At 62.4% G+C, this 20,891-nt stretch carries 21 protein-coding genes; 7 read left to right on the top strand and 14 right to left on the bottom strand.

Annotated elements, in window-relative coordinates:
• Positions 1 to 58: 58 nt before the first annotated feature.
• From mhpT to MKR05_RS07810, 7 genes are all read right to left on the bottom strand, one after another.
• Positions 59 to 1,240 carry a 3-(3-hydroxy-phenyl)propionate transporter MhpT gene (mhpT, locus tag MKR05_RS07840; RefSeq protein WP_131095980.1) on the bottom strand — a complete coding sequence of 394 codons (1,182 nt, stop codon included), beginning with the start codon at positions 1,238 to 1,240 and terminating at the stop codon, positions 59 to 61.
• A 71-nt stretch (positions 1,241 to 1,311) separates the two neighbouring features.
• Positions 1,312 to 2,328 carry a 4-hydroxy-2-oxovalerate aldolase gene (gene mhpE / locus MKR05_RS07835; RefSeq protein WP_101977390.1) on the bottom strand — a complete coding sequence of 339 codons (1,017 nt, stop codon included), beginning with the start codon at positions 2,326 to 2,328 and terminating at the stop codon, positions 1,312 to 1,314.
• Positions 2,325 to 3,275: an acetaldehyde dehydrogenase gene (mhpF, locus tag MKR05_RS07830; protein WP_101997024.1), complete on the bottom strand. Its 951-nt coding sequence runs from the start codon at positions 3,273 to 3,275 to the stop codon at positions 2,325 to 2,327. Before mhpF ends, mhpE begins: the two co-directional genes overlap by 4 nt.
• Positions 3,268 to 4,074: a 2-keto-4-pentenoate hydratase gene (gene mhpD / locus MKR05_RS07825; RefSeq protein ID WP_023290062.1), complete on the bottom strand. Its 807-nt coding sequence runs from the start codon at positions 4,072 to 4,074 to the stop codon at positions 3,268 to 3,270. The genes mhpF and mhpD overlap by 8 nt, the downstream gene beginning before the upstream one ends.
• Before the next feature lie 9 nt (positions 4,075 to 4,083).
• Positions 4,084 to 4,950: a 2-hydroxy-6-oxonona-2,4-dienedioate hydrolase gene (gene mhpC / locus MKR05_RS07820; protein ID WP_048297720.1), complete on the bottom strand. Its 867-nt coding sequence runs from the start codon at positions 4,948 to 4,950 to the stop codon at positions 4,084 to 4,086.
• Between the two features lie 17 nt (positions 4,951 to 4,967).
• Entirely contained in the window at positions 4,968 to 5,912 is a 945-nt protein-coding gene (gene mhpB, locus MKR05_RS07815; RefSeq protein WP_131095981.1) for a 2,3-dihydroxyphenylpropionate/2,3-dihydroxicinnamic acid 1,2-dioxygenase, read from the bottom strand.
• 1 nt (position 5,913) lies between these two features.
• The gene (locus tag MKR05_RS07810) at positions 5,914 to 7,578 is read right to left on the bottom strand and encodes a bifunctional 3-(3-hydroxy-phenyl)propionate/3-hydroxycinnamic acid hydroxylase (protein WP_104467213.1); all 1,665 of its coding nucleotides are present in this window, start codon (positions 7,576 to 7,578) and stop codon (positions 5,914 to 5,916) included.
• Between the two features lie 177 nt (positions 7,579 to 7,755).
• Between MKR05_RS07810 and MKR05_RS07805 the strand changes: the two genes are divergently transcribed.
• From MKR05_RS07805 to MKR05_RS07790, 4 genes are all read left to right on the top strand, one after another.
• On the top strand, positions 7,756 to 8,568 hold the full coding sequence (locus MKR05_RS07805; RefSeq protein WP_087827104.1) for a DNA-binding transcriptional regulator: 813 nt from the start codon (positions 7,756 to 7,758) through the stop codon (positions 8,566 to 8,568).
• Positions 8,569 to 8,660: 92 nt separating this feature from the next.
• Positions 8,661 to 9,719, top strand: a complete 1,059-nt coding sequence (locus tag MKR05_RS07800; protein ID WP_131095982.1) for an ABC transporter substrate-binding protein — start codon at positions 8,661 to 8,663, stop codon at positions 9,717 to 9,719.
• Positions 9,709 to 10,716: an iron ABC transporter permease gene (locus MKR05_RS07795; protein WP_004203061.1), complete on the top strand. Its 1,008-nt coding sequence runs from the start codon at positions 9,709 to 9,711 to the stop codon at positions 10,714 to 10,716. Before MKR05_RS07800 ends, MKR05_RS07795 begins: the two co-directional genes overlap by 11 nt.
• Positions 10,713 to 11,462, top strand: coding sequence for an ABC transporter ATP-binding protein (locus MKR05_RS07790; RefSeq protein WP_032456241.1), 750 nt, complete (start codon positions 10,713 to 10,715; stop codon positions 11,460 to 11,462). Before MKR05_RS07795 ends, MKR05_RS07790 begins: the two co-directional genes overlap by 4 nt.
• On the opposite strand, the gene MKR05_RS07785 is transcribed toward MKR05_RS07790, so the two are convergent.
• The 4 genes from MKR05_RS07785 to MKR05_RS07770 all read right to left on the bottom strand — a co-directional run bounded on the left by MKR05_RS07785 (position 11,446) and on the right by MKR05_RS07770 (position 16,345).
• Positions 11,446 to 12,189 carry a substrate-binding domain-containing protein gene (locus tag MKR05_RS07785; protein WP_064154457.1) on the bottom strand — a complete coding sequence of 248 codons (744 nt, stop codon included), beginning with the start codon at positions 12,187 to 12,189 and terminating at the stop codon, positions 11,446 to 11,448. The genes MKR05_RS07790 and MKR05_RS07785 overlap by 17 nt on opposite strands.
• A 56-nt stretch (positions 12,190 to 12,245) precedes the next feature.
• Positions 12,246 to 13,082, bottom strand: a complete 837-nt coding sequence (locus tag MKR05_RS07780; RefSeq protein WP_032453232.1) for a shikimate dehydrogenase — start codon at positions 13,080 to 13,082, stop codon at positions 12,246 to 12,248.
• A 15-nt stretch (positions 13,083 to 13,097) separates the two neighbouring features.
• The gene (locus MKR05_RS07775) at positions 13,098 to 14,420 is read right to left on the bottom strand and encodes an MFS transporter (protein WP_023290068.1); all 1,323 of its coding nucleotides are present in this window, start codon (positions 14,418 to 14,420) and stop codon (positions 13,098 to 13,100) included.
• Between the two features lie 71 nt (positions 14,421 to 14,491).
• Positions 14,492 to 16,345 carry a bifunctional sugar phosphate isomerase/epimerase/4-hydroxyphenylpyruvate dioxygenase family protein gene (locus MKR05_RS07770; protein WP_085550993.1) on the bottom strand — a complete coding sequence of 618 codons (1,854 nt, stop codon included), beginning with the start codon at positions 16,343 to 16,345 and terminating at the stop codon, positions 14,492 to 14,494.
• Between the two features lie 126 nt (positions 16,346 to 16,471).
• Here MKR05_RS07770 and MKR05_RS07765 point away from each other — a divergent pair, with 126 nt between their 5' ends.
• Positions 16,472 to 17,110, top strand: coding sequence for a TetR/AcrR family transcriptional regulator (locus MKR05_RS07765; RefSeq protein ID WP_023290070.1), 639 nt, complete (start codon positions 16,472 to 16,474; stop codon positions 17,108 to 17,110).
• 17 nt (positions 17,111 to 17,127) lie between these two features.
• On the opposite strand, the gene fumD is transcribed toward MKR05_RS07765, so the two are convergent.
• Both fumD and MKR05_RS07755 read right to left on the bottom strand, forming a co-directional pair.
• The gene (fumD, locus tag MKR05_RS07760) at positions 17,128 to 17,340 is read right to left on the bottom strand and encodes a fumarate hydratase FumD (protein WP_004203074.1); all 213 of its coding nucleotides are present in this window, start codon (positions 17,338 to 17,340) and stop codon (positions 17,128 to 17,130) included.
• Between the two features lie 236 nt (positions 17,341 to 17,576).
• Complete coding sequence (locus MKR05_RS07755) at positions 17,577 to 17,708, bottom strand: hypothetical protein (protein ID WP_032428887.1); 132 nt, start codon at positions 17,706 to 17,708, stop codon at positions 17,577 to 17,579.
• A gap of 137 nt (positions 17,709 to 17,845) precedes the next feature.
• Between MKR05_RS07755 and pykF the strand changes: the two genes are divergently transcribed.
• Positions 17,846 to 19,258, top strand: a complete 1,413-nt coding sequence (pykF, locus tag MKR05_RS07750) for a pyruvate kinase PykF (RefSeq protein WP_023290071.1) — start codon at positions 17,846 to 17,848, stop codon at positions 19,256 to 19,258.
• Positions 19,259 to 19,571: 313 nt separating this feature from the next.
• A complete protein-coding gene (locus MKR05_RS07745) occupies positions 19,572 to 19,808 on the top strand; it encodes a major outer membrane lipoprotein (RefSeq protein ID WP_002908860.1) in 237 nt (78 codons plus the stop codon).
• 61 nt (positions 19,809 to 19,869) lie between these two features.
• Here MKR05_RS07745 and MKR05_RS07740 read toward each other — a convergent pair whose 3' ends face one another.
• A complete protein-coding gene (locus MKR05_RS07740; protein WP_064158386.1) occupies positions 19,870 to 20,856 on the bottom strand; it encodes a L,D-transpeptidase family protein in 987 nt (328 codons plus the stop codon).
• Positions 20,857 to 20,891 lie beyond the last annotated feature (35 nt).

Raw genomic sequence — 20,891 nt, 5'->3', positions numbered from 1 at the left:
GCACGCGCAGAGGCAAGGCGGCGGCCCGGCATTTTTTCGCCGGACCGCCGGACAGGCTTCAGACAATGGCCGCGCGCTGCTGGCGATGCATCAGCCAGAACACCGCCACGCCGGCCAGCACAATGCCCGGCGCTGAGGCCGCCATCACCCCGACAGTGCCGGTGCCGAGGGCCAGCATCTTGCCGGCCAGCAGCGGACCGCTCATCGCCCCGAGGCGTCCCACCGCCACGGCGGTGCCGACCCCGGTGGCGCGGATCGCCGCGGGATAGAAGAGCGGCGCCAGCGCGTAGAGCACGCTCTGGCCGCCGGTGGCGAACAGCCCGGCGACAAACCCCGCCAGCAGCATCCCGCTCAGCGACGACGCGCTGCCCAGCGCCAGCAGCGACGCCAGAATGCCGCTGTATATCAGCAGCGACATACGCAACGGAGTAAGCTTATCCATCAGCGCGCCCAGCAGCAGGGTGCCGCAGGCGGCGCCGATCTGCAGAGAGAACATCACTCCCGCCGCCTGGCTGGCGCTGAATCCCTGGCCTACCAGCAGCATCGGCAGCCAGTTGATCAGCATATAGACCACCAGCAGAGTGAAGAAATAGCCCAGCCACAGCAGCAGCGTGGCGGCGGCATGCCCCGGGGCAAACAGGGTGCGCAGCGGCACGCTGGTCTCCACGCGTTGAAACGCCTGCGATTCCGGCAGCCAGCGCATCAGCAGCGGGATCAGCAGCAGCGGAACCACGCCGCCAATCCAGAAGATGGTCTGCCAGGCCGCGGCAAGGCCAGAGAACCCCAGCGCCGCCGCCAGCGCGGCGCCAATGGGTACCCCGCAGTACATCAGGCTCACCGCCCGGCCGCGAAAACGGGGACCAGCGGCTTCCGAGGTTAAGGCAATCAGGTTCGGCAATGCCGCCCCCAGCCCGACGCCGGTGAGCAGGCGCGCCAGCAGCAGCGTCGGGAAGCTCCAGGCCACCGCGGTGGCCAGCGAGAACAGGCCAAACAGCAGCACCGAGCCCAGCAGGATGCGTTTGCGCCCGTGGCGGTCCGCCAGCATGCCGGGCAGCAGGCCGAGGATCCCGGCGCTGAAGATCCAGCCCATCTGCATTTTATCCAGCGCGAAGGCCTGCGCCATGCCGACGGCGGCGATCCCCGCCGCCTGCAGATCCAGCCCCTCCATCAGGGCCACCATAAAACAGAGCCCGATGGTGACCACCAGGCGCGAGGAGTTTGCGGTCGTTATCTTGGTCATAGGGTACCTTTGCGATAGCCGGACAAACGGAGCAGGTGATGGGCGGCTGATGCATGGTCAGCCGCCCGTTGTTATTTTTGGCGGTTAAGCAGATCCAGCGCGACGTCGACGATCATATCCTCCTGGCCGCCGACCATCCGCCGTTTGCCCAGCTCGACGAGAATATCCACCGCGCTGAGGCCATAGCGCGCCGCTGCCGCTTCGCTGTGGCGCAGGAAGCTGGAGTAGACCCCGGCGTAGCCCAGCGCCAGCGTTTCGCGGTCGACGCGCACCGGGCGGTCCTGCAGCGGCCGCACCAGCTCGTCGGCGGCATTCATCAGCGCGTAGAGGTCGGTGCCATGCCGCCAGCCGAGCTTGTCGGCGGCGGCAATAAACACCTCCAGCGGCGCATTGCCCGCCCCCGCCCCCATCCCGGCCAGGCTGGCGTCGATCCGGTCGCAGCCCTCTTCCACCGCGGCGATAGAGTTAGCCACCCCGAGGCTCAGGTTATGGTGGGCATGCATCCCGGTGGCGGTCTCCGGCTTCAGCACCGCCTTCAGCGCGCGGAAGCGATCGCGAATGTCGTTCATGTTCATCGCCCCGCCGGAATCCACCACGTAGATGCAGGTCGCCCCATAGGATTCCATCTTCAGCGCCTGCTGCGCCAGCGCCTGCGGGGAGATCATATGGCTCATCATCAGAAAACCGACGGTGTCCATCCCCAGCTCGCGGGCAAAGGCAATATGCTGCGCCGCGACGTCCGCTTCGCTGCAGTGGGTGGCGACCCGCACCACCCGCGCCCCGGCCTGATACGCGGCTTTCAGGTCGTGCAGGGTGCCGATGCCCGGCAGCAGCAAGGTGGCGATTTTCGCCTGGCTGACCGCCTCCGCCGCCGCTTCAATCCAGGCGATATCGCTGTGGGCGCCAAAGCCGTAGTTGAAGCTCGATCCCTGTAGCCCATCGCCGTGGGCAACTTCGATGGAGTCCACCCCCGCCTTATCCAGCGCGCCAGCAATCTGCTGCACCTGCGCCAGGGTATACTGGTGACGAATCGCATGCATACCATCGCGCAGCGTCACATCCGAAATGTAGAGTTTTTTACCGTTCATGCTGTCGCTCCCGCCGCGCTGTTCATTGCCCCGGCCATTTTCTCCGCCGTCGCCAGCGCCGCCGAGGTCATAATATCGAGGTTGCCGGCGTACGCCGGCAGATAGTGCGCCGCCCCTTCCACTTCGAGGTAAACCGCGGTTTTCAGTCCGGAAAAACGGCCCACGCCGGGCAGGTTGACCGGATTATCCTCGGGGATAACCTCAAACTGCACCTGCTGCTTCAGCCGGTAGCCAGGCACGTAAGCCTGCACCGCAGCCGCCATCTCGGCGATCGAGGCGGCAATCGCCTCCTGGGACGCCATCTCGCTCAGCACATACACGGTATCGCGCATCATCAGCGGCGGCTCCGCCGGGTTCAGCACGATAATCGCCTTGCCCTTGCCCGCGCCGCCGACCTTTTCAATCGCCTGCGAGGTGGTTTCAGTGAATTCGTCAATATTCGCTCGCGTCCCCGGCCCGGCGGATCGACTGGCGATGGAGGCCACGATCTCCGCGTAATGCACCTTCGCCACCCGCGAGACCGCGGCGACCATCGGGATGGTGGCCTGCCCGCCGCAGGTCACCATATTGACGTTTCCCTGGTGGAGATTGGCCTCAAGGTTGACCACCGGCACGCAGTACGGGCCAATCGCCGCCGGCGTCAGGTCGATGACGCGGATCCCTGGCTTCGCTTCGCGCAGCGCGGCATCGTTTTTGACGTGCGCGCCGGCGCTGGTGGCGTCGAAGACAAAGTCGATATCGGCAAACTCCGCCATCTGCATCAGGCCGCCCACCCCTTCGTGGGTGGTCGCGACGCCCATGCGCCGGGCGCGGGCCAGGCCATCCGACTGCGGATCGATGCCGACCATCACCGCCATCTCCAGTTGCTGGCCGTGGCGCAGAATTTTAATCATTAAATCGGTGCCGATATTCCCGGAGCCGATAATGGCGACTTTACGTTTACGCATCACGATGTCCTTCTCCGGCGGCGACGAAGCGTGCCGCGACTGAGCCAATACCTTCAATATGGGCGACAAAGCTGTCCCCCTCGTTAATCGCCACCATCGGGCCTAACGCCCCGGTCAGCACGATATCCCCCGCCCGCAGCGGTTCTCCGAGGCTGGCCATCTTGCGCGCCAGCCACACCGCGGCGTTCAGCGGATGCCCCAGGCACTCGCTGCCCCGGCCGCTGGAGACCAGCTCCTGGTTGCGGGTCATCTGCATGGCGCACGCTTTCAGATCCAGACCAGCCGGTCGCTGCGCCGGGCCGCCGATGACGTACAGGCCGCAGGAGGCGTTATCGGCGACGGTGTCGACAAAGCCGATTGACCAGTCGCGAATGCGGCTGCCCACCACCTCCAGCGCCGGCAGCACCCATTCGATGGCGTTATACAGCTCATCAAAAGTGGTATCGGCATGGGGCAGATCATGTTTCAGCACCAGGGCGATCTCGGCCTCCACCTTGGGCTGCAGCACGCGGCCAAACGGCACATCGGCGTTGTCGCCGTAGCACATGTCGGCAAACAGGGTGCCGAAATCCGGCTGGTTGACCCCCAGCTGCTGCTGCACTTTGGGATGGGTCAGGCCTACCTTGCGGCCCACCACCCGTCGGCCATGGGCCACATGGTGCTGCACGTTCAGGCGCTGGATAGCGTAGGCGGCGTCGGCGTTGTCGACGCCGAGGATATCGCGCAGCGGGGCGATCGCTTGGCCGGTTCGTTCGGCGTCGCGCAACTGCTGCGCCAGCGCGTCAAGAGAAATAGTCATCATCACTCCTTAAGCCCGTGCGAGGAAATTGAGCACCAGCTGATTAAAACTGTCGGCATGTTCCCACTGCGCCCAGTGGCCGCAGTCGCGGTAAATATGCAGCTCAGAGCCGGCGATCCCGGCGAGCAGGCGTAGTCCGGCGTCCATCGGCACGAAGCGGTCATTGCGTCCCCAGACGATGAGAGTTTGCGCAGCGATCTCGCCGAGCCGCGGGCCAAAGTCAGGGAATTGTTTCGGGTTGGCTTCGAGGCTCTTGACGAAGTTGTCCAGATGGTCGCGGCGCGACAGCATATTGTTCAGCCGCGCCTCGAACAGCGCGTCGGTGAGGTCACGGGTGTCGAAGACGAAAATGCTCATCATCTTCTTCAGGTTTTCAATGGTCGGCTCGCGGTACAGGGCGTTCAGCAGTTTGATGCCTTCCGTCGGCATCGGCGTGAACAGGCTCATGCCGCCGGTTCCCCCGCCCATCAGCACCAGCTTCGCCACCCGCTCCGGCCAGCTCAGGGTGAAGGCCACCGCGCTGTGACCGCCCATCGAGTTGCCCAGCAGATGGACTTTATCGATCCCCAGCTGATCGACCACGCTTTTCAAAATGCGGGCGTTGAGATCCGAACGCGAACCGCTGTTGACAATCGAATCGCTCTTCCCCCACCCCGGACAGTCCAGGAGCAGCACGCGATAGCCCGCCTCGACCAGCGGGTCAATGTTGCGGCTGAAGTTGGCCCAGCCGGTGGCCCCCGGCCCGGAGCCGTGCAGCATCACCACGGTCTCTTCCCCGTCGCCGCAGTCATTGATATGGATGCGCAGCGTGCGGCCTCCCTCGTCGACGTTGAGGAATCGGCTGGTGGCGTCTTCGGTTTGCGGTTGATAGCTCATGTTAGTCTCCCGGTTAATCAAATCTCGGTGGTGGCGCTCAGCGAGCCGAATCCGGCGATCCACTCGGGGATCGGCCGGTAATAGCGGCCTTCGCTGCGCCAGCGGCCAAAAGCGGATAGCGCGGCAAAGGCGGCCACCCAGGTCTTAATTTCGTGCGTCGATTTGCCGGCCATCGCCGACAGCTCGTCGTTGCCGATCGCGTCCAGTTCGCTCAGCCGCCCCTGCTCCAGCAGGCTCATAAAGCGGTTGTCCCAGACCGGGTTGAGGGGATGGAGCGAGCGCTGGTCTTCGGTAAACCGCCGGGCGGCGCTGATCACCCGCTGCTGGCGCAGCTCGCGTTCGTTCGGCGGCAGCTGTTTGCCGCTGCCGAGCAGGCGGTCGCGCAGATGGGCGTCCGCCTTCGCCAGCTCCGGCACCGGCGGCTGGTGCGAAAGCCCGCCAGAGCCGAGGATCAGCACCCGCTTATTGAGGGTGTTGAGGAAGCGGCCCATCGCCTCGCCCAGCAGCCGGGTGCGTTGAAAACCCGGCAGCGGCGCGGCGACGCCGTTAATAAACACCGGCAGCACCGGCAGGCGATCCAGCCCACCCAGCAAAAACTCCAGCGGCTGGGCGAAGCCATGGTCCACCTGCATGTTGTACGACACCGCCAGGTCGATACCGCTGTTGATCACGGCGTGGGCGCAGGCTTCCGCCAGCTCGGTGGGCACCGGCAGGTCGCCGGCGGCGCTGGCGAAGTCGCCGATGGCGGTGGCGCCGACGCCCAGGCAGAACGGCGGCATCACGTCATAGAAAAAACCGTTGTAGTGATCGGGGGCGAAGAGCACCACCAGCTCGGGATCGAATTCAGCGATCCGCCACCGGGCGTCGGCAATCACCCCGTTCACCTCATCGAGGACCGCCTGCTCCGGGTCAACGAATCCCACCAGCGGGGTGTGCGACAGACAGTGTAAATAGGCATGCATATCAGGCCACCTTCTCTTCAGCGTGGCCGGTATCCCCGGCCGCAAGGGTCATTTTTTCCGCCAGGGCGGTCAGCTGCGCGCCGAGGGTTTGCGGGATAGCGAGAGCGGCGACAAAGCGGTCCGGCCTGACCACGGCGATGGCGGTGTTATGTTGCGCAAACCAGCTCTTCAGACGGTTTTGCTTATCCCCCACCCGCAGCGTGCCCGGGGCGTTATCCTGCTCGCGATGGATCTGCACCTCCGGCACGACCTGGATAAAGCGCACCCCTGTCGCGCGCCAGCGGGCGATCTGCCCGGCGTCGAGCCCCCACTGCGGGTTGCAGCCCCAGCCGATAATGGCGAAATTCGCTCCGATAACCTCATCGAGCAGGAGACTCTCGCCGTTCTCCAGCGTCACCTGCGGTTGAATAAACATTTTGCCCACCGGCGAGGCTTTGCCTGCGCCGTCGGTCAGCAGCGCCCCCTCGCGATACTGCGGCATCGGCTTAAAGCGCATTTCGAGGAAGTAACGTTTCACCGGCGGCAGGTAGTTCAGCAGCCAGGAGAGGCCATCGCGCGCCGCGCCCTGCCAGCGCTTCGGCGGCGCCAGCACGTGGCCGGCGGTGACCGACAGGTCAATCATCGCCTTCGCGTGGTCGCGACGCTCCTGCTGGTAGCTGTCAAGCAGCGCCTCTCCCGCTTTGCCGTTGACCACCAGCGCCAGCTTCCACGCCAGGTTGAAGGCGTCACGCATGCCGCTGTTGTATCCCTGGCCCTGCCAGACCGGCATGATGTGCGCGGCGTCGCCGGCCAGCAGCACCCGGTCAATGCGAAAGCGCTCGGCAAGGCGCGCGTTATGGGTGTAGACCCGCTGGCGGATCAGCTCGACGCGATCCGGGTCCGGCAGCACTTTGCTCAGCAGACGGCGCATATTGTGCGGCTCGCTGAGCTGGGCTTCGGTTTCCCCGGGCATCACCATAAATTCAAAGCGGCGCACGCCGTGGGGCAGCGCGGCGGAAACGTAGGGCCGCACCGGGTCGCAGCACAGGTAGACGTGCGGGGTGGCCAGCGGATCGTTAGCGATATCGATGACGATCCACTGGTTCGGCGCGGTCTTGCCTTCGAAAGGGACGTTCAGCGTGCGGCGAATAAAGCTGGCGCCGCCGTCGCAGGCCACCAGCCAGTCAGCGCGCACTGTCTCCCGCTCGCCGTCCGGTCCTTTGATATTTAACGTGACACCGTCACTGCTCTGGCTAAAGGCTTCCACCTCGCGGGAGAAGAGGCAACGGACCTGCGGGAAACGCTGCAGGCCGTGATACATCACCGCATCCACCTGCGGCTGAATAAAGGCATTGCGCCGCGACCAGCCAAACTCATCGGTCATCGGCTGGATGTCGGCAAAGCAGCGGCCCTTCGGGGTCAGAAAGCGCATGGCGTGCCACGGCGTGGTGTGCGGCAGCACGTCATCCACCAGCCCCACCGCCTGCATCGCCCGCAGCGACTCATCGTCAATACCGATGGCCCGCGGGTAATCGATCAGTTTGTCGAGCTTTTCCACCAGCAGCACGCTGATGCCCATCTGGCCAAGGTAGTTGGCCATCATCAGGCCTACCGGACCGGCGCCGGCGATGGCGACCTGGGCGGTATGCTGCACGGCGGGTTGAATATCGGGTGTAGATGTTGTCATTCTCAGCGACCTCACGACTCGGAAACTGCCCGGCTGACAGGCAATTTGTTAATCATGTGTAAACGTATTTTTATAATGGGCTGAGTATAGGGCGGGTGTTTTCGGCTACAATCAAAACATCGCTGAATGTGCACCAGGTGCACATCGCTGTTTATAAAGCGTTTTAAGGAAGGATTTATGCGTGATGATGGGGCCACTGAGTACAAAACGGTGCGCGGATTAAGCCGGGGTTTATTGTTATTAAAATTGTTAAATAAATTCGACGGCGGCGCGACGCCCGGCCTGCTGGCGGAGTTTAGCGGCCTGCATCGCACCACCGTGCGCCGGCTGCTGGAGACGCTGCAGGAGGAAGGTTTTGTCCGCCGCAGCCGCTCCGATGACAGCTTTCGTCTGACCATTAACGTCCGCCAGCTGAGCGACGGATTTCGTGACGAACATTGGATTTCTGCCCTCGCCACGCCGCTGCTCGGGGAACTGCTGCGCGAGGTCCAGTGGCCGACGGATATCACCACCCTCGACGTCGACGCCATGGTGGTGCGCGAAACCACCCACCGCTTCAGTCGGCTGTCGTTTCACCGGGCGATGGTCGGACGGCGGCTGCCGCTGCTGCTCACCGCCTCCGGTCTGACGTGGCTGGCCTTTGCCCCCGACGCGGAGCGCGACGCCATTCTCAGCATGCTGGCCGCCCGTCCGGAAGCGGAGTATCAGCTGGCTCGCGAACCGGAACGGCTGGCGGCGATCCTCGCCCGCACCCGCCAGAACGGCTATGGCGAAAATTTCCGCGGCTGGCGGCAGGAGGAGAAAATCGCCTCTATCGCCGTGCCGGTCTGCAGCCAGCAGCGGGTCATCGGCTGCCTCAACCTGGTCTATATCGCCAGCGCCATGACCATTGAGCAGGCGGCGCAAAAGCATCTCTCTACGCTGCAGAGGGTGGCGGGCCAGATAGAGGCGCGCATGGAGGATCAAGAAGTGTGGTACGAAATGCCTTGATCGTAGTGAGGGTAAACGCGATCAACCATTGCGCCCGGCGTCGTTATATAATTTAATACACAACGAATTTTTCACGCCATTCGGGCCAGATCATGCCAAAACACCCCTTACTGCTGGGCCTGACGCTGCTCAGCGCCAGCCTGTTCACCGGTCAGGCCTTCGCCGACCGCACTGTCACCGACCAGCTGGGTCGCCAGGTCACCCTCCCCAACCACGTCACCCGCGTCGTGGCTCTGCAGCATCAGACGCTCAACCTGCTGGTGCAACTGCATGCCGCTGAGGATATCGTCGGCGTCTTAAGCAGCTGGAAGAAACAGCTCGGGCCGCAGTTCGCCCGCTTTATGCCCGAGATCGGGCAACTGGCGACCCCGGGCGATCTCACTCAGGTCAATATTGAAAGCCTGCTGGCGCTGCGTCCGCAGGTGGTTTTCGTCGCCAACTATGCGCCGCCGGCGATGATCGCGCAGATCCAACAGGCCGGGATCCCGGTGGTGGCCATTTCGCTGCGCCAGGATGCCGCTGGGGAAAAAAGTAAAATGAACCCCACCATGGCTGACGAGGAGCAGGCCTATAACGCCGGACTGGTAGAGGGGATCCGCCTTATCGGCGAGGTCGTCGAACGCCAGCCCGAGGCCGAGGCGCTGATTCACTACACCTTTGAGGCGCGTAAGCAAGCCAATGCGCCGGTGGCCGATATTCCCCAGAACCAGCGGGTGCGGGTGTATATGGCCAACCCCGATCTGAATACCTACGGCGCCGGCAAATACACCGGTCTGATGATGGCGCACGCCGGGGCGCTGAACGTGGCGGCCGCCAGCGTAACAGGCGCCCGTCAGGTGTCGCTGGAGCAGGTGCTGGCGTGGAACCCGCAGGTGATCTTCGTCCAGGACCGTTATCCGCAGGTGGTCAAACAGATAGAGAACGACCCGCAGTGGCAGGCGATCGATGCGGTGAAACATCACCGCGTGTGGCTGATGCCGGAGTACGCCAAAGCCTGGGGTTACCCGATGCCGGAGGCCCTGGCGCTGGGCGAGCTGTGGATGGCGAAAAAACTCTACCCTTCGCGTTACCAGAACATCGATGTGGACAGTAAAGCCAGGGATTACTATCAACGCTTTTACCGCGTAGCGTGGACGCCAGATGCCCGCTAACCACCGTCCCTGGCTGTTGCAGGGCAGCCTGGCGCTGGCGACGCTGGCGATCGCAGTCGCCTCTCTCTGTTTCGGCCAGTTCCCGTTAAGCCTGAGCGCCGTTGGCCACACCCTGATCCATCTCCCACCAGGCGAAGGGGTGATCGGACAGATCGTCTGGTCGGTTCGCCTGCCGCGCGTGGTCATAGCTTTGCTGGCCGGGGGCGCGCTGGGGCTGTGCGGCGCTACCTTACAGGGCGTGTTCCAGAACCCGCTGGTCGACCCGCACATCATCGGAGTGACCTCTGGCTCCGCCTTCGGCGGCACGCTGGCGATCCTGTTGGGCGTCGGCGGCCTGCTGATGATGGCCTCGACCTTTTTCTTTGGCCTCGTCGCGCTGGGGCTGATTTACGCCCTCGCCGCCCTGCAGGGGCGGGACAGCACGCTGGGGCTGATTCTGTCCGGGATCATCCTCAGCGGCTTCTTCGCCGCGCTGGTCAGCCTGATGCAGTACCTCGCCGACAGCGAAGAGACGTTACCGAACATTGTCTTCTGGCTGCTCGGCAGCTTCGCAACCGCCAGCTGGCATAAGGTACTGCTCATGATCCTGCCCATGGCGGTGGCCGCCGGGGTGTTGTGGAAGCTGCGCTGGCGAATCAATCTGTTGGCGCTGGAGGAGCGCGATGCCCGCAGTCTTGGCGTTCCGGTGGCCGCGCTGCGTCGCGCCGTGCTGGTCTGCTGCGCGGTGCTGGTGGCAGCGCAAGTGGCGGTCAGCGGCAGCATCGCCTGGATGGGACTGGTGGTCCCGCACCTCGCCCGTCTGCTGGTGGGCGCCGACCATCGTCGCCTGCTGCCCGCCGCCTTCTGGCTCGGCGCCGCCCTGATGCTGGTGGTGGACGATATGGCGCGCACGCTGACGCAGGCGGAGATCCCGATCGGGATCATCACAGCCCTGCTCGGCGCGCCGCTGTTTACCTTGTTGCTGGTGCAATCCCGACGCCGGAATACGCTCCAATGAACCGCTCATTGTCGCTGGAAGCGCTACGTTACGGCCACCGTCAGCCGCTCTTCGCCCCGCTCACGCTGGCCTGCCGTCCCGGCGAGATCTGGGCGGTGCTGGGCGCCAATGGCCGGGGAAAAAGTACTCTGCTGGATACCCTGACCGGCGTGCTGCCACCGCTGAGCGGCCGGGCGCAGTGCGAGGGCGGCGTCGCCCTGGTTCCGCAGTCGTTTCGTCCCGCTTTCCGCTGGCGAGTGAGCGATGTGGTGCTGATGGGCCGCGCCCGGCACGTGGATCTCTTTGCCCAGCCGGACGAGGAGGATGCCCGGCGGGTTGAGCAGGCGCTGGCGCAGCTGGGGATTGCCGCCCTGGCCGGGGATGACTTCGACGCGCTCTCCGGCGGCCAGCAGCAGCTGGTGCTGATTGCCCGCGCGCTGGTCAGCGCCAGTCAGAATATCCTGCTGGATGAGCCCTGCTCGGCGCTGGATCTCGGTAACCAGCAGGTGGTGCTCCAGCTGATCGACGACCTCGCTCACCGCCAGACGCGCACCGTCCTGTTCACCACTCATGATCCGAATCATGCGCTACAGGTGGCCAGCCATACGCTGCTGCTTCTGCCGGAGGGCCAGTGGCTGGCGGGCGAGACTGCCGAAGTGCTGAGCGAAACGCACCTCCGGCAAGCGTACGGCCTGCCGGTACGTCTGATCTACCATCCCGCGTCCGCGTCCCCTCTGCTGGCGCCGGGGTTTACTCTGCGTCGCTGAACGGCATAAAACCCGCCTGCCGGAGATACCCCTGGCCAACGTCGCCGAGGATAAAGCGATACAGGGCCAGCGCGGCGGGATCGGCACTGAGGCGCGCCAACTGGTAATCGCAGCGAATATTCCACGCTGCCGGGATGGTCAGGGTACGCAGATCGTCGCAGGCGGCCAGCGCGGGGGCATAGTGCGCGTAGCCGATAAACAGATCCGCCAGATTCTGGCGAATGAGCCACGCGCCGGCTATCTCTCCCGGCGGCACGCTCAGTGAGTCTCTGCCGCCGACCAGCGGCTGCGCCCGCCCGGCCATCGCGTTGCCCAACCCAGGACAGCGCGCCTCGATTCGGGCAAACAGTTGCCAGGTGTAATCTCCTGACGGATCGCATCCCGGCGTGGAGGTCGCCAGCCGCAGGCGGGGCGTACTGAGCAGCGCCAGCCAGTCCAGGCCATCGTTGTCTCGCGACCGCCTGGCGGTCAGCATAAGCTGATTGCCGGCAAATCCATGGCATTCCTGCGCCAGACCCGCCTGGAGCAGCGCCTGCGGGTGCGCCGCGTTGGCGGAAGCAAAAACCGCGCACGGGGTCCCGGCCTCGATCCGCTCGCGCAGCAGGCCGGCAGGGCCAAACTGCGCATCGACCGCCAGGCCAGTCTGCTGCTGAAAGTACGCCACCAGCGGCAGAAAAGCGCTTTTCAGGCTTCCCGCCGCCAGCAGCGTGAGAGGAGTGGACATTATAGATCGTCGCTATAAACCGGATAATATAGCGCTATATTACCCGGTTTGCCGCCACGTCAGTAGCGAATTTCCGCCAGCGCCCGGAGCTGTTCAGGGGTGGCTACCGGCAGGTCGAAAAAGCGCAGATAGGCAGGGATCATTTCAAACAGCATGTCGGTCCCGCGCTGGATGTGGCACTGTCGCGCCTGGGCGGCTCTCAGCAGCGGAGTATACTCCTGGGTCATCACCACCTCCCCCACCCAGGTGCCTGGCGCCAGACGGTCAACGTCCAGCGGCAGCGGATCGCTGACCTTCATCCCCAGCGGCGTGGCGTTGACCACCAGCTCGTGTCCGGCAGGATCGTGCTGCATCAGAGTGATATCGAGCTGTGGATAGTGCTGATGCAGCCGTCCAGCGAGAGCGTGCGCCACCTCGGGACGGGTATCGTACAGGGTCAGGGCGCTGACCCCTGCAGCCGCAAGGGAGGCGGCGATAGCCGACCCCACCCCGCCGCTGCCGACCACCAGCGCCCGCGTCCCCTCAGGCTGAAATCCCTTACGGCGCAGGCCCAGCACAAAGCCGTCGCCATCGAACATGTCCCCGGAGAGGCTACCGTCCGCCTCGCGACGGATGGCGTTGCAGGCGCCGGCGATAGCCGCCGTCGGGCTCAGGCGTTGCACCAGATCACAGGTGGCGATTTTATGCGGCATCGTCACCAGCGCGCCGATGATATTGGTCATCGTAAACAGCGGCGGAATAAACGCGGCATAGTCCTCCGGCCTGACGCCCATTGGCACCACCTTCACGTCCACCTGCTGGTCGACAAACCACGGGTTGTAGATCATCGGCGCCTTAAAACTGGCGGTCGGATAGCCAAGATGCGCTATCAGCCGCGTATTCCCACTAATCACCATGCCTTGCTCCTTTGCTTACTGCGATAACTCAATACGTTTGACGTCGCCGAGGATAAACAGATAGGCCGCCACGCCCAGCAGCGCGGCGCCGCCGATGTAGATCAACGCGTAGAAGAAATTGCCGAACCCGGCGACGATAAAGCCGATCACCAGCGGGGTGAGGATCCCCGCGAGGTTGGCGCAAAAGTTGAACAGGCCGCCGGTGAGCCCGCCCAGCCCCTTCGGGGCGATGTCGGAGATCAGCGTCCAGCCGAGGCCCACCATCCCCTGGCCAAAAAAGGCAAACGACATCACCAGGATCACCGCCAGGTCGCTCTGCAGCCAGTTGGCGGAGATGATGCAGCTGGCCATCAGCAGGCCGGCGACGATCGGCAGCTTGCGCCCCAGGTTGGCCGACCCGGTGGCTTTAAGCAGCTTGTCGGAGATCCAGCCGCCAAACATCACCCCGCCGGCGGCGGCGACAAACGGCAGGATGGAAAAGAAACCGACCTTCAGCCACGGCATATGGCGTTCGGTGGCCAGCCAGGTGGGAAACCAGGTGAGAAAGAACACCAGCACCGTATTGCCGGCAAACTGGCCGATACTGGCGCCGATGATCTGACGTTTGCTCAGCAGCTGGCGGACCAGCGGCCAGCTGAACGCCACCTGCTGGTCGGCTGGGGCGCTCAGGCCGCCGCCGTTTTCGATATGCTCGCGCTCCTGCTGGCTGAGACGAGGGTCTTCATGCGGTTCGCGGTAGCAGCGCCACCACACCAGGGCGAACAGAATGCCGACCACGCCGACGCTGACGAACAGCACCCGCCAGCCGAAGCCGTCCATGATCCAGAACAGCAGCGGGGCAAAGCAGGCCAGCCCAAGGTATTCCCCCACGGTGTACACCGCCGTGGCCTTCGCGCGCTCCTGCTGCGGGAACCAGGCGCTGACCACCCGGCTGTTCACCGGAAAGCACGGCGCTTCGCTGACGCCAAGCCCGAAACGGCACAGCAGCAGCGTCTTCAGCCCCACCGCCATGCCGTGGAACAGGGTAAACAGCGACCACAGGGTCAGCGACAGAAAATAGGTCACTTTGTTGCCAAAACGGTCGAGAAACAGCCCGCCGGGGATCTGCGCCAGAGCGTAGGTCCAGGCGAAAGCGGAGAAGAGGATCCCCATGAGCGCAGGGTCGATCCCCAGCTCACCGGTCAGCTTTGGGGCGGCGATCCCCAGCACGGTGCGATCGAGGTAGTTGATCATGGTGCCGATGGCCAGCAGCGCAAGAATGCCGATGCGCCGCCGGGAGCGGCGCGCGGTGACGGCTGGCTGGGCGGCGGCCGTCGGGTTAGGGCTATATGAGCTCATAGTCGGTTCCTGTCTCGGGTACAGAGGGTGTTGTTATTGTGTTTCAGGCATAATGAACTATTTGATTCAGGCTAACAATACTGCATCGCCGCCAGACGGACGGCCGCATTCGCCGCGCCATAGAGCGCGTAGCCTGCCCGTCGTTCGGTTAATTCAAAGAAGAAGCGCCCGGCGATGAAGGGCCGGGTATACAGATGCAGGAACGCTCCGCCCTGCGGATCGCGGTCGTAGAGGAGCTGCCGCCGCTGGAGCTGCCCGACGTCCAGCTCGCCGCCAAAGCGCGCCAGCAGATCGTCATAGTAATTGGCCGGGATCGGCAGCGCATGATCGGCAACCGCGGCGAGCTGGTCGCAGGTGGCCGGCAGATCGCGGCAGGCAAAGGCGGCATGCTGCAGCCCCGCCCCCTGGTAGCAGGCGACCGAGCGGGCGATCTGCGTCGCCCGGCTCTGGGAGATATTCAGCGCCAGGCGGATCTCCCCCTGCGGGCTGCGCACCACCAGACTACGCACCAGCCCATAGGGATCCGGCAGCGTCTGCTCATGTTCGAGCGTAAAACCAAACACCGTGCGGAAGAACATCACCCAGTTGTCGCGGCTGTCGGCTTCCATCCCCAGCGCCAGATGGTCGATGCCGAGGTAATCTTCGCGCACCGTCACGCCATCGCGCAGGAGAAAGTCGCGCTCGTAGATCGCCTCCCCGGCATCGATGAGATAGACCAGGCTGCCGTCAGGGGCGCAGATCGCCGGGATCGGCGTTTCGTTCGGCCCGGCGTCGCCCTGCCAGGTGGCATACCCCAGCGCGCGGGCGCGAGCGACAATCGGCGCACTGCTGTCGACCCGCAGCGCCATCGCGCAGAGCGATACCCCGTGGCGTTGATAAAAGTGATCGGCCCAGCTGTGCGGCTGATGGTTTATCACGATCCGCGCCCCGCCGTTGCGCCACAGCGTGACCTGTTTGGAGCGGTGGCTTCCCTCGTGCTGAAAACCCAGCGCCTGCAGGTGCTGCCCCAGGCGCTGCGCCTCGGCGACGCTGGCGGCGAATTCGATAAACTCCAGCCCGTGACAGACCGGCGGTGGCGGCGGTGAAAACAGATCGGCATCGCACGCCGGGAGCCGGCGACGAGTCTGCTCCTCCAGCCACAGCAGCGAACGATAGCCATCTTTGGCCGTCGCGCCGTTCGGCGAGGCGCGAAAACCGTCATTAAAGATCTCCAGCGACCAGGGGCCGCGATAGCCGCAGCGGGTGATCTGCTCGGCAAACGCCTCCAGCGGCAGCTCCCCCTGCCCGGGGAAGCAGCGGAAATGGCGACTCCACTCCAGGAGATCCATTTTCATATACGGCGCATCGGCGAGCTGAACGAAGGTGATTTTCTCCACCGGCACCGATGGCAGCGCGTCGAGGGTGTCGCCCCGGGCCAGGATATGGAAGCTGTCGAGCACCAGGCCCAGCGCCGGGCTGTCCACCCGCTGCACCCGCTCCCAGGCCTGCTGCCAGCGGTTCACATGGGTTCCCCAGGCCAGCGCCTCATAGCCGATAGCGATCCCCTCCTCTTCCGCCAGCGTGGCCAGCGCCCGCAGGTCCGCCACCTGCAGTTCGCTATCCGCCGAGCAATCCGGCTGCACATTGCTGCACAGCAGCAGCGTGTCGCAGCCCAGCTCGCGCATCAGCGCAAATTTGCGTCTGGCGCGGGCCATATTGGCCGCAAACTGCGCCCGGCTGGCGCCTTCAAAATCGCGAAAGGGTTGAAAAAGCGTGATTTTTAACCCTAAATCGGCGGCCAGCTGGCGGATTTCCGCCGGCGTCCCCGTATAATAGAGCAGATCGTTCTCGAAAATTTCCACACCCTGATACCCCGCCGCCGCAATAGCGTGCAGCTTCTCTGGCAGGGTGCCGGAAATCGAAACGGTGGCGATAGAGCGCAGCATAAGGTCCTCGGGTCAACAGCTGACGTGAGCCTTGAATATGTATCATTTGGTTCATTTGCGCCATACCAGGTTGCTAAATTGTGATCATTATGTGTATTTTTTGTCACCCAAGAAAAAGGAGTTGCCATGACCGCCGTTGCTCATGATGAAGCACAATCTCTGAAGGAGCGGATCTTCAGCGCCGCTATCGCCGTCTTTGCCGAACACGGGCTGTCAGGCGCCCGCATGGAGCAGATCGCCACCGAGGCGCAGACCACCAAGCGCATGGTGGTCTACTACTTCAAAAGCAAAGAGCAGCTCTATCAGGAGGTGCTGCAGCATGTGTATGCGCGGATCCGCGAAACCGAGCAGCAGCTGGGGCTGGAGAATGTGCCGCCGGTAGAGGCGCTGGTGCGGCTGGTGCGCTGGAGCGTGCGCTATCACGCCACCCACGCGGACTATATGCGGGTGATTTGCATGGAGAACATGCAGCGCGGCAAGTGGCTGAAGACCTCGGGAGAGCTGAAGCCGCTGAATCGTACCGCCCTGTCGATTCTGGAAGACATTTTGCAGCGCGGCCAGCAGCAGGGGGTCTTTCAGGCGGGGCTGGAAGCGCGCGATGTGCACCGGTTAATCAGCAGCTTTAGCTTTTATCAGGTGTCGAATTTCTACACCTTCAGCAGTCTGTACCTTGACGATCCGCTGCCCGCCATTGACGATGAAGCGATGGTGGCCCACCACTGCGACATTGCCGTCCGGGCGGTGGTCCGCTTCGTGATTTCCTGACCCGCCGGCGAAAGGCGTCAGTGTCCGGAGAGGGCGTGAATGACCTTCGCCATTGCCTCCTCGGTGAGCGGTGAACGCTGGATTTTGCTGTTCGCCAGCGAGGTGCGCAGCACGCCGGCGATGACAATGTGTTTCGGCTCCTGGCCAAGGTCACGCATTTCCAGCACCACTTTGCCCACCACGCGGCACATTTCCTGGTACAGCTCGTCGTCTTTCGCTTTATTTCCCATTGAGTCTGGCTCGCATTTTCTCATTATCAATCAAATCATTATTGATAGATTTTTCCGGCAACGCAAATCATCCTCCCGTTACCGGTTCAATGGCGCATTTTACCGCCTCATGACGGGAGAAAATTCCCTTTCCGCCGCCCCTTTTCATCCCGCCTGATGAAAAAATGTGTTGCATAGTTTTATGCATAACGTGCCGGTTTTGTTACGCGTTTTGTCCATAATTTGAAACGAGGTTTTTATTTTCCTTTTTGATTTCGCCAGCGTATAATGCGCTTCGATTCTTTCTTGAATGGTTTCAGCGCATTGGACTGCATGATAAAACGCATAACACCTTGCCACATTTCATGGGCTGAACCGCCAGCACACATTCTTCTGCACGCTTCGGGGTTGTCACCTATCCTTAGGGCGTGGCTTAGCAACTTTCGTAATACAGGTTTGGCTCCCCGGCAGTGCGCCCGCGGAGCGAGAATTCCATATCCTTCACAACTTAAAGACTAAAACTGTCATGAAAAAGACCAAAATTGTTTGCACCATCGGTCCGAAAACCGAATCTGAAGAGATGCTGACCAAAATGCTGGAAGCCGGCATGAACGTGATGCGTCTGAACTTCTCCCACGGTGACTATGCGGAACACGGTCAGCGCATCCAGAACCTGCGCAATGTGATGAGCAAAACCGGTAAGAAAGCCGCTATTCTGCTGGACACCAAAGGACCGGAAATTCGTACCATCAAGCTGGAAGGCGGCAACGACGTCTCCCTGAAAGCGGGCCAGACTTTCACCTTCACCACCGATAAATCGGTCATCGGCAACAGCGAAATCGTTGCGGTAACCTATGAAGGGTTCACCTCTGACCTGAGCGTCGGCAACACCGTTCTGGTGGACGATGGCCTGATCGGCATGGAAGTGACCGCTATCGAAGGTAACAAAGTTATCTGTAAAGTGCTGAACAACGGCGACCTTGGCGAGAACAAAGGCGTGAACCTGCCGGGCGTCTCTATCGCCCTGCCGGCGCTGGCGGAAAAAGACAAACAGGACCTGATCTTCGGTTGCGAACAGGGCGTGGACTTCGTCGCGGCCTCCTTCATCCGTAAGCGTTCCGACGTCGTCGAGATCCGTGAGCACCTGAAAGCCCACGGCGGCGAAAACATCCAGATCATCTCCAAAATCGAAAACCAGGAAGGCCTGAACAACTTCGACGAAATCCTCGAAGCCTCTGACGGCATCATGGTTGCTCGTGGCGACATGGGCGTTGAGATCCCGGTTGAAGAAGTTATCTTCGCGCAGAAAATGATCATCGAAAAATGTATCCGCGCGCGCAAAGTGGTTATCACCGCGACCCAGATGCTGGACTCCATGATCAAAAACCCGCGTCCGACCCGCGCTGAAGCCGGCGACGTGGCCAACGCCATCCTCGACGGCACCGATGCGGTAATGCTGTCCGGCGAATCGGCGAAAGGTAAATACCCGCTGGAAGCGGTCACCATCATGGCGACCATCTGCGAACGTACCGACCGCGTCATGACCAGCCGTCTGGATTTCAACAACGACAACCGTAAACTGCGCATCACCGAAGCGGTGTGCCGCGGCGCGGTAGAAACCGCTGAGAAACTGGAAGCGCCGCTGATCGTGGTCGCCACCCAGGGCGGTAAATCCGCACGCGCTGTGCGCAAATACTTCCCGGATGCCACCATCCTGGCGCTGACCACCAACGAAACCACTGCTCGCCAGCTGGTGCTGAGCAAGGGCGTTGTGCCGCAGCTGGTGGAAGAGATTGCCTCTACGGATGATTTCTATCACCTGGGTAAAGATCTGGCGCTGAAGAGCGGCCTCGCGCGCAAAGGCGACGTGGTGGTGATGGTCTCTGGCGCATTAGTCCCGAGCGGCACCACTAATACCGCTTCCGTGCACGTGCTGTAATAATTTACAGGTTAATTGGTTTTTTTTTAATAAAGCGCCTCTCGGGGCGCTTTTTTTTATTCATCGACTAGCTCTTCCTATTAAAAATGCAAATCGGAATTTACTATTTAATAAGAGATTATCTAAGATGAATCCGATGGAAGCGTGCTGTTTTCACTCGCCTTTTTCAGCGATTTTGACCAATTCGATGCTTCTTTGAGCGAACGATCAAAAATAAGTGCGTTCAGGTAAAAAAAATATTCTCATCCCAAAAAAGTTTGTGTAATACTTGTAACGCTACATGGAGATTAACTCAATCTAGAGGGTATTAATAATGAATCGTACTAAACTGGTACTGGGCGCGGTAATCCTGGGTTCTACTCTGCTGGCTGGTTGCTCCAGCAATGCTAAAATCGATCAGCTGTCTTCTGACGTTCAGACTCTGAACGCTAAAGTTGACCAGCTGAGCAACGACGTGAACGCAATGCGTTCCGACGTTCAGGCTGCTAAAGACGACGCAGCTCGCGCTAACCAGCGTCTGGACAACCAGGCTCACTCTTACCGTAAGTAAGAGTTCTGGTAATAAAAATGGCGCACTCTGTGCGCCATTTTTTTTGCCCTCGCGCTGAGGGCTACTGGGTGAGCAGGCTGTTGTCAGACGAACTGTTCTGCGCCGACAGCGACGTCGCCGCGCTACCCGCCCCCGTCGATACCACCACCGGATAGCCCGCCCTTCTCGACATCGCTTTTTTCAGCTGCAGGTCATCCACCGCTTTATCCTCTGCGAAGGCGTGAAACGCCGCTGGCAGCGTGTAAGCGATGGTCCGGGTGTTTTCCCCTTCCGTCTGCGACAGCGGCCTGTGGACCTCTACGTAACGTTTACCATCCGGCTCGACGGCAAACTTCACCGGCTGATTGATGATCCGCACCGGCGTCCCGGTTTTCACCTGACTGAACAGCGCCTTGATGTCATCGGCGTTCATCCGCATACAGCCCGAGCTGACGCGCAGCCCAACGCTGTCCGGCGCGTTAGTCCCGTGGATGAGATATTCGCCGTTACCGTAGGCCAGACGCAGCGCATAGCGGCCCAGCGGGTTATTCGGCCCGGCCGGCACCACCGCCGGGAGCGTCACCCCTTTCTCCAGCGAGCGCGCGCGGATGCCGGCGGTCGGTGTCCAGGTCGGGTTAGGGATCTTCTGCCCGACGCGGGTGGTCATCTCCGGCGTTTCCAGCCCTAACTGGCCGATGCCCAGGGGATAAACCTGGACCTGATTCTCTCCCGGCGGGAAGTAGTACAGCCGCAGCTCCGCGAGGTTGACGACAATCCCCTCCCGCGGCACGTCGGGCAGCAGCATCTGAGAAGGGATCAGCACCTGGGTCCCGGGCTTCGGCTGCACCGGCGCGATGGTATCGTTGGCTTCAAGGATCAGCATCGCCGCGGTATCGAAATGGCGGGCAATCGCCTGCAGGTTGCGATCGCTCTCCTGAACCGTCCAGTACTGGTTCTGGCCAATCAGCCGGCTGTTGGCCGGAGGTAGCGGGTAATCGACGGCCCAGGCGGCCGGGGTGGCGCCAAGGGCGCCGAGAAGGGCTAAAGCGATCATCGTTTTGCGTTTCATACTGAGATTCCTTCTTTCGCTGATAAAACGCCAGG

It is taken from the genome of Klebsiella sp. K5-204 (assembly GCF_030128585.1).
In the GTDB taxonomy this organism is placed as follows: Bacteria; Pseudomonadota; Gammaproteobacteria; order Enterobacterales; family Enterobacteriaceae; genus Klebsiella; species Klebsiella quasipneumoniae.
This window is presented reverse-complemented; position numbering and strand designations above follow the sequence as displayed.

Excerpts from the sequence above, each read along its gene's own strand:
- mhpT (WP_131095980.1), bottom strand. The coding sequence starts at position 1,240 with ATGACCAAGATAACGACCGCAAACTCCTCGCGCCTGGTGGTCACCATC.
- mhpE (WP_101977390.1), bottom strand. The coding sequence starts at position 2,328 with ATGAACGGTAAAAAACTCTACATTTCGGATGTGACGCTGCGCGATGGT.
- mhpF (WP_101997024.1), bottom strand. The coding sequence starts at position 3,275 with ATGCGTAAACGTAAAGTCGCCATTATCGGCTCCGGGAATATCGGCACC.
- mhpD (WP_023290062.1), bottom strand. The coding sequence starts at position 4,074 with ATGACTATTTCTCTTGACGCGCTGGCGCAGCAGTTGCGCGACGCCGAA.
- mhpC (WP_048297720.1), bottom strand. The coding sequence starts at position 4,950 with ATGAGCTATCAACCGCAAACCGAAGACGCCACCAGCCGATTCCTCAAC.
- mhpB (WP_131095981.1), bottom strand. The coding sequence starts at position 5,912 with ATGCATGCCTATTTACACTGTCTGTCGCACACCCCGCTGGTGGGATTC.
- MKR05_RS07810 (WP_104467213.1), bottom strand. The coding sequence starts at position 7,578 with ATGACAACATCTACACCCGATATTCAACCCGCCGTGCAGCATACCGCC.
- MKR05_RS07805 (WP_087827104.1), top strand. The coding sequence starts at position 7,756 with ATGCGTGATGATGGGGCCACTGAGTACAAAACGGTGCGCGGATTAAGC.
- MKR05_RS07800 (WP_131095982.1), top strand. The coding sequence starts at position 8,661 with ATGCCAAAACACCCCTTACTGCTGGGCCTGACGCTGCTCAGCGCCAGC.
- MKR05_RS07795 (WP_004203061.1), top strand. The coding sequence starts at position 9,709 with ATGCCCGCTAACCACCGTCCCTGGCTGTTGCAGGGCAGCCTGGCGCTG.
- MKR05_RS07790 (WP_032456241.1), top strand. The coding sequence starts at position 10,713 with ATGAACCGCTCATTGTCGCTGGAAGCGCTACGTTACGGCCACCGTCAG.
- MKR05_RS07780 (WP_032453232.1), bottom strand. The coding sequence starts at position 13,082 with ATGGTGATTAGTGGGAATACGCGGCTGATAGCGCATCTTGGCTATCCG.
- MKR05_RS07775 (WP_023290068.1), bottom strand. The coding sequence starts at position 14,420 with ATGAGCTCATATAGCCCTAACCCGACGGCCGCCGCCCAGCCAGCCGTC.
- MKR05_RS07770 (WP_085550993.1), bottom strand. The coding sequence starts at position 16,345 with ATGCTGCGCTCTATCGCCACCGTTTCGATTTCCGGCACCCTGCCAGAG.
- MKR05_RS07765 (WP_023290070.1), top strand. The coding sequence starts at position 16,472 with ATGACCGCCGTTGCTCATGATGAAGCACAATCTCTGAAGGAGCGGATC.
- fumD (WP_004203074.1), bottom strand. The coding sequence starts at position 17,340 with ATGGGAAATAAAGCGAAAGACGACGAGCTGTACCAGGAAATGTGCCGC.
- MKR05_RS07755 (WP_032428887.1), bottom strand. The coding sequence starts at position 17,708 with ATGTGTGCTGGCGGTTCAGCCCATGAAATGTGGCAAGGTGTTATGCGT.
- pykF (WP_023290071.1), top strand. The coding sequence starts at position 17,846 with ATGAAAAAGACCAAAATTGTTTGCACCATCGGTCCGAAAACCGAATCT.
- MKR05_RS07745 (WP_002908860.1), top strand. The coding sequence starts at position 19,572 with ATGAATCGTACTAAACTGGTACTGGGCGCGGTAATCCTGGGTTCTACT.
- MKR05_RS07740 (WP_064158386.1), bottom strand. The coding sequence starts at position 20,856 with ATGAAACGCAAAACGATGATCGCTTTAGCCCTTCTCGGCGCCCTTGGC.